This window comes from Mesorhizobium sp. M0598 (assembly GCF_040320865.1).
GTDB lineage: Bacteria > Pseudomonadota > Alphaproteobacteria > Rhizobiales > Rhizobiaceae > Mesorhizobium.
The window spans coordinates 45,811-54,767 of the sequence record NZ_JAMYQL010000036.1; the positions used below are offsets into that span (position 1 = coordinate 45,811).

Here is an 8,957-nt window from a genome sequence, read left to right on the forward strand (position 1 = left end):
AGGAGCCTCAAGATGAATGCCCTCACCCCCGCCGTCTCGACGGGACCGCTGCCCGCCTCACGAAAAATCCACAAGCCCGGTGCCATCCACCCGCAGATCAGGGTACCGATGCGCGAAATCTCCGTCCATCCGACGGCCGGCGAACCGCCCGTCACCGTCTACGATCCGTCCGGCCCCTATACAGACCCGACTGTCGAAACCAGCATCGAAAACGGCCTTGCCCGGCTTCGCCACGAATGGATTACGGCGCGGGGCGATGTCGAAGCCTATGACGGCCGCCACGTGCGGCCGGAAGACAACGGATTCGCCGCAGGCGAGCGCCTGACGCCGGAGTTTCCAGTCCGTAACCGGCCGCTGAGGGCCAAGTCAGGCAAGGCGGTGACTCAGCTTACCTATGCGCGCGCCGGCATCATCACACCCGAAATGGAGTTCGCCGCCATCCGCGAGAACCTTGGTCGCGAGATCCTGCACGGCAAGCTTGAGCGCGACGGCGAGGCTTTCGGCGCGACACTGCCCGATTTCGTCACGCCGGATTTCGTGCGTGATGAGGTGGCGCGCGGACGCGCAATCATTCCCGCCAACATTAACCACCCAGAGAGCGAGCCGATGATCATCGGCCGCAATTTCCTGGTCAAGATCAATGCCAATATCGGCAACTCCGCTGTCACCTCCTCGATGGCCGAAGAGGTCGAAAAGATGGTCTGGGCGATCCGCTGGGGCGCCGATACGGTGATGGACCTGTCGACCGGCCGCAACATCCACAACATCCGCGACTGGATCGTCCGCAACTCGCCGGTGCCGATCGGCACGGTGCCGCTCTACCAGGCGCTCGAGAAGGTTGGCGGCATTGCCGAGGATCTGACCTGGGAGGTGTACCGCGACACGCTGATCGAACAGGCCGAACAGGGCGTTGACTATTTCACCATCCATGCCGGCGTGCGGCTGCATTACATCCCACTGACCGTTGACCGGGTCACGGGTATCGTCTCGCGCGGCGGCTCGATCATGGCAAAATGGTGCCTGCACCATCACCGGGAAAGCTTCCTCTACGAGCACTTCGCGGAGATCTGCGACATCTGCCGCGCCTATGACGTCTCCTTCTCGCTCGGCGACGGCCTTCGTCCCGGCTCGATCGCCGATGCCAACGATGCGGCGCAGTTCGCCGAGCTGGAAACGCTTGGCGAGCTGACGAAGATCGCCTGGGCGAAGGATTGCCAGGTGATGATCGAGGGGCCTGGCCACGTGCCGATGCACAAGATCAAGCAGAACATGGACAAGCAACTCGCCGTTTGCGGCGAGGCGCCGTTCTATACGCTTGGCCCGCTGACGACCGACATCGCGCCGGGCTACGACCACATCACCTCCGGCATCGGCGCGGCGATGATCGGTTGGTTCGGCACCGCCATGCTCTGCTACGTCACGCCCAAGGAACATCTCGGCCTTCCCGATCGCAACGACGTCAAGACCGGCGTGATCACCTACAAGATCGCGGCGCATGCCGCCGACCTGGCGAAGGGTCACCCGGCGGCGAAGATCCGCGACGACGCGCTGTCGCGGGCCAGATTCGAGTTCCGCTGGGAGGACCAGTTCAACCTGTCGCTCGATCCCGAAACAGCGCGGTCCTTCCACGATCAAACCTTGCCCAAGGAGGCGCACAAGCTGGCGCATTTCTGCTCGATGTGCGGACCGAAATTCTGCTCGATGCGAATTTCCCACGACATCCGCGCCGAAGCGCAGAAGGAGGGCATGGCGGCGATGGCGGCGAAATACCGCGAGGGCGGCGATCTCTACGTGCCGGCGGACGAGACCGGCGCACCGCTTTCGCCACAGGCGCATGAGCCATCATGAAGGTGCTGGTCAAAGGGGCCGGCGTTGCCGGCCTCACCGCCGCCTTCGAGCTCGCCGCACGCGGCGCGGCGGTTTCCGTTGCCGAGACAAGGCCTGGCCTTGGGGGCAATGCGTCGTGGTTCGCCGGCGGCATGTTGGCGCCATGGTGCGAGCGCGAAAGCGCCGAGCAGCCGGTGCTGGATCTCGGGCGCGGTGCCGCCGACTGGTGGGATGCCGCAACGCCCGGCCAGGTGACGCGGGCCGGAACGCTGGTCGTGGCCGCGCCGCGCGATGCGGGCGAGCTCGACCGGTTCGCCAGCCGCACGACGGGCTATCGGCGCGTCGAGGAAGATGAAATTGCCTTGCTGGAGCCCGACTTAGCCGGCCGCTTCCGCCGCGGATTGCTCTTTCCCGATGAGGGCCATCTCGATCCGCGCCAGGCGATGGCAGCGCTTCATGACAAGCTCGCGGCCATGGGTGTCGAATTCCACTTCGGCGCCGACGCCCAGCATGTTTTTGGTTTCGATCGTCAGATCGATTGCACGGGAATGGCAGCCGCCGATGACAGGTTGCGCGGCGTTCGCGGCGAAATGCTCATCCTGCGCACCCCTGATACCTCGCTGTCGCGCCCGGTCAGGCTGCTGCATCCGCGCTTTCCACTCTATGCAGTGCCGCGCACCGACCACCGTTTCATGGTTGGTGCGACGATGATTGAAAGCCAGTCCGCCGGACCGGTTACGGCGCGCTCCATGTTGGAGCTGCTGGGTACCGCCTATGCCCTCCATCCGGCCTTTGGCGAGGCCGAGATCGTTGAAACCGGTGTTGGCGTCCGTCCAGCCTTTCCCGACAATTTGCCGCGCGCCGAAACGAACGGTGAGATCATCGCGATCAACGGGCTCTATCGTCACGGTTTTCTCCTGGCTCCCGCCATGGCGCGCCAGGCTGCCGACCTGGTTTTCAATCAAGACGGAACCAAGGAGCTTGCTCATGAAACTGATGGTCAACGGCAAAGTGCATGAGGTTGCCGCCACCACGCTGGCCGAGCTGCTTGCCGCGCTTGACTATGAGGGCGATTGGCTCGCGACCGCCGTCAACAACGACCTCGTGCACAAAGCCAGCCGGGCGGAATTCCAATTGAACGACGGCGACCGGATCGAAATCCTCTCGCCCATGCAGGGAGGCTAGCCATGTTCGATCTTCTCGGGACGACGCTTCCCTCCCGCCTGCTTCTCGGCACGGCTCAATATCCTTCGCCGGCTATCCTTTCCGATGCGGTCAAGGCGTCGGGCACGTCGGTGCTGACCGTCTCCTTGCGCCGTGAAATGGCAGGCGGCAGGGCCGGCGAAAAATTCTCGTCGTTGATCCGCTCGCTCGGCGTCAGAATCCTGCCCAACACTGCTGGCTGCCACTCCGTCAAGGAAGCGGTCACGACTGCGAAAATGGCGCGCGAAGTCTTCGGTACGAGCTGGGTCAAGCTCGAAGTGATCGGCAACCACGACACCCTGCAGCCGGATGTGTTCGGTCTGGTCGAAGCCGCCCGCATCCTGTGCGAGGACGGTTTTGCTGTATTCCCCTATACTACCGACGACCTTGTCGTTGCCGAGCGGCTGCTTGCGGCGGGCTGCAAGGTCTTGATGCCGTGGTGCGCGCCGATCGGTTCCGCTCTCGGACCGATCAACATCACGGCGCTGCGCTCGATGCGCGGACATTTCCCAGGCGTTCCGCTGATCGTGGATGCGGGGCTCGGACGGCCGTCGCACGCGGCAACCGTCATGGAGCTCGGCTTTGACGCCGTACTCCTGAACACCGCGGTCGCCAAGGCGGCCGATCCGGTCGGCATGGCGCGTGCGTTCGGCAAGGCGGTCGAGGCCGGTCGTGAAGCTTTCAACTCGGGAATGCTCGAACCGCGCGACGTCGCCGTGCCGTCGACGCCGACAATTGGCAGGGCAGTTTTTTCATGAAGCTCGACCCCTTCTACCTGATCGTCGACAGCGCCGCCTGGATCGAACGGCTGGTGCCGCTTGGCGTCAAGCTGGTTCAGTTGCGCATCAAGGATAGGGACGAGGCCACGTTGCGGACGGAAATCCGCCGCGCGAACGGCGTCTGCGCGGTCCATGGTTGCCAACTGATCGTCAACGACCATTGGCGCACGGCAATCGAGGAAGGCTGCGACTTCGTCCATCTCGGCCAAGAGGATTTGGCTGCGGCCGACCTGCTGGCGATTAAGTACGCCGGATTGAAGCTCGGGCTCAGCACGCACGATCATCTCGAACTGGAAACGGCTATCGCTGCCGAGCCCGACTATATCGCGCTCGGCCCCATCTATCCCACCATCCTGAAGCAGATGAAATGGGCGCCGCAAGGGCTCGAACGGATCAGCGAGTGGAAGCGCCGGGTCGCACCGATCCCATTGGTCGCAATAGGCGGCCTCAACCCCGACCGGCTCGACGGTGTCTTCGAGGCTGGTGCGGACAGCGCGGCGGTGGTCACCGACATCACGTTGAATGCCGATCCCGAAGCGCGCACGCGAGAATGGATCGAAAAGACAAAGCCATGGCGCTGAGTCGAGAACCGCATGTGCTCGTGGTCGGCGGATCAGACTCCAGCGGTGGGGCTGGAATTGCACGCGATATCGAGACGATCGCTTCCATTGGCGTGCGCACCTGCCTGGCTGTCACAGCGCTGACGGTGCAGACGCACGAAGCCGTGATGGAAATCCATCCTTCGCAGCCCGATCTTGTGGCCGATCAGATGCGCGCCGCGCTGCAGGCCAACAAGGTGGCGGTAATTAAGATCGGCATGCTCGCAACGGCCGAGATCGTCGTTGCCGTCGCGGCTGTGCTACGCGAAAATCCGCAGGTGCCGGCAGTGCTCGATCCGGTGCTGGCCTCGAGCTCCGGCCGGGGGCTTCTGGAAGCAGGTGCCATCGCTGCCATGAGGCGCGATCTGATGCCGCTTTGCTGCCTTGTGACCCCCAATCTCCTCGAGCTGGCGGTCCTTGTTGGTGCGGAACCGCCAGCCGACGAGAGCGACGCGGTGAGACTGGGACGGAAATTGCTGGCAGCCGGCGTGCCGGGCCTGCTGATCAAAGGGGGCCATGCATCAGGACCTCGATCAACCGATATTCTGTTGCGTTCCGATCAAGAACCAATCCGCTTCGACGCACCTCGTCTTGTCGCATCAATGCGCGGGACGGGTTGCATGCTGGCTAGCGCGATTGCGGCGCATCTGGCGAAGGCGAAGCCGCTCGAAGACAGTGTGCGCGAAGGCAAGCGGCTTGTCTTGGCCATGTTTAAGAAGAATGCAGCAGACCGACGAAACTTGTAAGATTTTCCAACTCTCGAAAGACACGCCTGCCTCTCGCGGGTCCGGGCTGGTAATTTCCCCTCCTAATTCACCTCACTCGACAGGAGTAGTTTGACGCCCTCGCCAGGCGGCGACCGCGAGATCAACGATGGCGAGGCGGCCGTCGTGCGCCGTATCTAGTGCGTTGTGTGGCATCCTTTCCCCACATCCGACTGTGATCCTGGAATTCACCTTGGTCGCGAGCTCCTGCTAAACGACGCCCCTCGACGGGAGCGGTCGATCCCGCGTCTCGGCTGCGGCGGCGCTAGGCTGACGCTCCTTAGGCCGTCCTGTTGAACCGGACTCGGGATCACGAACTGCCTCCGACAATGAATGAACATTGTCCGTCTTACGGCCATTTCATCGTCACCGCCGGTGTGCTCAAGCGATGCAGGCCATCCCTGTCATTCAAGGGATTATCGGCTTCGAAAAACAGTGAAGCTTCATCCGTCCTTGCATCCGCTTCGCTCAGGCTCAGCAGACGTCAGCAGGTTCTTCACCACGTTAAGAGCGAGGGCGTGTGGCTCAAGCCGGCTTGGCACGAGGGCCGGGAGGTGATCGCGGTGTTCGAGACCGAGCCGACGCGAACCCAACCACTTTATGTGGCTCGAGTGGTGTGAAGGTCGGATCAGCTTCATTCGCGACTACCGCAACGCCCGCTATGTTGCCGATGATGCGGAGCTGGCGCTGGACGCCAGGTCCCACGACGACGGAACCGGCGACTGCTCGTCGCGACGCCTAATCAAGCCCGATAGCAGCTCCATGCGGCACTCGTTGACAAGCCTGCCGTGATATGAACAGGATTATACAGGCTCACTGAACAGGTACCCATATGAAGCGACGCTCGGTTCAACTGTCTCCCGGCACGGGCAAGCCCGAACAGATCGCCACCGTTCTCGAACATGAAATCCGCTCCGGTGTTCTCGGCTTCGGCGACCGGCTGCAAAGCGAGAACGAGCTCGTCCATCGTTTCTCCGTCAGCCGCAACACCGTCCGCAAAGGCCTCGAGGAACTGTCCAGCCGCGGGCTGATCACCACCAAAGTCGGCATCGGCTCTTTCGTCACCTTCGATGGCAAGCCCGTTGATGACTCCATCGGTTGGTCGCGGGCGCTCGCCAATGCCGGCGCCAATGCAGAGACGCGGACGCTGCGGCTCGAGGTGATCGAGGATCCCGATCTTGCCGCACTGCTTGGTATAGAAAACCCGTTTTTCATCGCTGTCGACCGGGTGCGCACCAATGCCAGCGACGGCCACGCCATCTCCATCGAGCGCAGCCGCCTGCCATTGTCGCCGGAACTGGAGGACGTGCCGTTACGCGGGCTGCGCGAAGGCTCGCTGCACCAGACGCTGCGCGGCGCCGGCCTCATTCCCGACCATGGCGAGGAATGGGTCGGCATCGAAATGCTCAACGCCGAGGACTCTGCAATCCTCGGTTGCCCGCAAGGCACGCCGTTCCTTCGCGGTCGCCGGTTGACCCGCGCCGCCGATGACCGGCCGATCGAATATGTGACCAGCCTGCTCAACCCGGCGCATTTTGCGCTGCATATGAGGTTCTGAGTGATGCCGGACGACAACACCGGGAATATGACTGATCGGGCCATGGGGGCGCTTGTCGGCGGGGCACTGGGGGATGCGCTGGGCATGCCGACGCAGCTTTTGTCGCCGGCCCGGATTGCCGAACTCTACGCCCATGTAGAGGGCTTCATTGCTCCTTTCGCCGACCATCCGGTGTCGAAGGGGCTTCCCGCTGGAACGATCACCGACGACACCGAACAGGCGCTTCTGCTTGGCCGTATCCTGGTCGAATCCGGTAACCGCTTCGATCATGCGCGGTGGGTCAACGCGCTGCTCGACTGGGAGCGCGACGTCAAAGCGCGCGGCAGCTACGATCTGCTGGGACCATCGACCAAACGCGCCATCGACGCCATCAACAATGGCGTGCCGGCCGAGGAAGCGGGGCGCAGCGGCGACACAAATGGTGCGGCCATGCGCATTGCGCCGGTCGGCATCATGATGCCGCCAGAGCCGCTGGACGCGCTGGTCGCCAAAGTTGCCGAGACCTGCCGGGCCACGCACAACACCTCGATTGCCATTGCGGCCGCAGCCGCCGTTGCGGCGGCCGTCAGCCGCGGCGTCGCCGGCGGCGACTGGCGCGCCGCTTCCGACAGCGCCATCGCCGCGGCGAGGGGCGGAGCAACGCTCGGCCATTGGGTGACCGGCGGTGACATTGCCGCGCGCATTGGGTGGGCGCAGGAGCTTGTGCGCGGCAAGGCGACGAAGGACGCGATCCGGCTGATCACCGATCTGGTCGGCACCGGCGTCGCCAGTCAGGAGTCCATTCCGGCTGCATTCGCGGTGCTGGAAATCGCCGGCGGTGATCCCTGGCAAGCGGCGGTGATTAGTGCCAATCTCGGTGGCGACACCGATACGATCGGCGCCATCGCGACCGGCATGGCCGGCGCCTGCACCGGCTTTTCCCGATTGCTTCAGAACCGCATTGCTGACCTCAAGGGCATCGACATAGCGGCGGTTGGCGCGCTCACCGCCGACCTTGTTGCGGCCCGTATATCCAAGCGCCGTGCGGACAGGACCGGTCCCGGCAAGGATGCGGCGGCATGAGTGGGCGTCTCGTCCATATCGGCAGCACGGTGGTCAACTATGTCTATCGCATCGACGCCTTGCCGGCGCCGGGTACGGAGAAGACGGCGTCGAGCTACACGCAAGTCGCCGGCGGCGGCTTCAACATGATGGTCGCGGCCAGCCGCACCGGCATGAAGGTGGTGTTCGGCGGCCAGCTCGGCAGCGGACCCAATGGCGACTTCCTGCGCACGGCCTTAGCCAGTGAGGGGATCGAGACACTGACGCCGCCATCGCCCGTCATGGACAGCGGCAATTGCGTCGCCATGATCAGCAGCGATGCCGAGCGCACCTTCGTCTCGTGGCCTGGTGCGGAGAGCTTGCTCAGCCTTGACATGATGGCGCCCGTCTCGGTCGCACCGGGGGATTGGGTGTTCACCTCCGGCTATACGCTTAGCTATCCGGGAAGCCGAGACGCGCTTGTCGACTGGATCGAGGCACTTCCGGCCGACACACCGCTTGTCCTCGACCCGACACCTGTCGTCGTCGACATTCCCCGCCCTATCCTGTCGCGGATACTCGCCCGCACCAACTGGTTGAGCTGCAACACGACGGAAGCGGCCGCGATTGCCGGTCCGGGCGGCGTCGAGACACTCGCGTCACGGCTTCTTAGCGACCACTCCCCGAAGGCCGTCGGCGTCGTTATTCGCGCCGGAGCGAAAGGCTGCCACATACGGCTGGCCGATGGCTCGGCGCAAACGAGTGCCGGCTTCAAGGTCGACGCCATCGACACCAATGGCGCCGGCGACACCCATATCGGCGCTTTCGTGAGTGCGCTGGCGCGCGGCGTGCCGCCTTTTGAAGCAGCGCGCTACGCCAATGCGGCGGCGGCCATTTCCGTCACCCGCCACGGTGGTTCATCAGCGCCGACCGACCACGAGATCCAGACATTCCTAAGCCATGCCGGCGGTCCGCCGATCGGCCTCCATGGCCGGAAGCAAGAGGCCAAACGCCCGACAGCCTGACAAAGCCCGGGAAGCGGGCAAACACAGAGAGGAACGAACATGCGCATGCCCGACTTGACTGCCCTGCTGACGGCGACCGCCGTCTTCACCTCCGCACTCGCATTTGCCGCCAAGGCCGACGAGGTGCACGTACTCAACTGGAAGGGCTACGGCGCCGACGAGCCGTGGGCCATCGAAGCCTT

The 8,957-nt window shown here is 63.9% G+C and carries 9 protein-coding genes; all 9 read left to right on the forward strand.

What is annotated here, in order from left to right; all coding sequences use genetic code 11:
- Positions 1 to 12 precede the first annotated feature (12 nt).
- Positions 13 to 1,848: a phosphomethylpyrimidine synthase ThiC gene (gene thiC / locus NKI59_RS29435; protein ID WP_352708177.1), complete on the forward strand. Its 1,836-nt coding sequence runs from the start codon at positions 13 to 15 to the stop codon at positions 1,846 to 1,848.
- A complete protein-coding gene (thiO, locus tag NKI59_RS29440) occupies positions 1,845 to 2,846 on the forward strand; it encodes a glycine oxidase ThiO (protein WP_352708179.1) in 1,002 nt (333 codons plus the stop codon). The genes thiC and thiO overlap by 4 nt, the downstream gene beginning before the upstream one ends.
- Positions 2,815 to 3,012, forward strand: coding sequence for a sulfur carrier protein ThiS (gene thiS / locus NKI59_RS29445; RefSeq protein WP_023679205.1), 198 nt, complete (start codon positions 2,815 to 2,817; stop codon positions 3,010 to 3,012). The genes thiO and thiS overlap by 32 nt, the downstream gene beginning before the upstream one ends.
- Before the next feature lie 2 nt (positions 3,013 to 3,014).
- Positions 3,015 to 3,788 (forward strand): thiazole synthase, encoded by a 774-nt coding sequence (locus tag NKI59_RS29450; RefSeq protein ID WP_352708180.1) that lies wholly within the window; start codon positions 3,015 to 3,017, stop codon positions 3,786 to 3,788.
- Positions 3,785 to 4,390 (forward strand): thiamine phosphate synthase, encoded by a 606-nt coding sequence (locus tag NKI59_RS29455; protein WP_352596356.1) that lies wholly within the window; start codon positions 3,785 to 3,787, stop codon positions 4,388 to 4,390. Before NKI59_RS29450 ends, NKI59_RS29455 begins: the two co-directional genes overlap by 4 nt.
- Positions 4,381 to 5,154 carry a hydroxymethylpyrimidine/phosphomethylpyrimidine kinase gene (locus NKI59_RS29460; RefSeq protein ID WP_352708191.1) on the forward strand — a complete coding sequence of 258 codons (774 nt, stop codon included), beginning with the start codon at positions 4,381 to 4,383 and terminating at the stop codon, positions 5,152 to 5,154. The genes NKI59_RS29455 and NKI59_RS29460 overlap by 10 nt, the downstream gene beginning before the upstream one ends.
- An 850-nt stretch (positions 5,155 to 6,004) precedes the next feature.
- Positions 6,005 to 6,730: a GntR family transcriptional regulator gene (locus NKI59_RS29465; protein WP_352571237.1), complete on the forward strand. Its 726-nt coding sequence runs from the start codon at positions 6,005 to 6,007 to the stop codon at positions 6,728 to 6,730.
- A gap of 27 nt (positions 6,731 to 6,757) precedes the next feature.
- Entirely contained in the window at positions 6,758 to 7,792 is a 1,035-nt protein-coding gene (locus NKI59_RS29470) for an ADP-ribosylglycohydrolase family protein (protein WP_352708181.1), read from the forward strand.
- Complete coding sequence (locus NKI59_RS29475) at positions 7,789 to 8,775, forward strand: PfkB family carbohydrate kinase (RefSeq protein WP_352708182.1); 987 nt, start codon at positions 7,789 to 7,791, stop codon at positions 8,773 to 8,775. Before NKI59_RS29470 ends, NKI59_RS29475 begins: the two co-directional genes overlap by 4 nt.
- Positions 8,776 to 8,957: the final 182 nt, after the last annotated feature.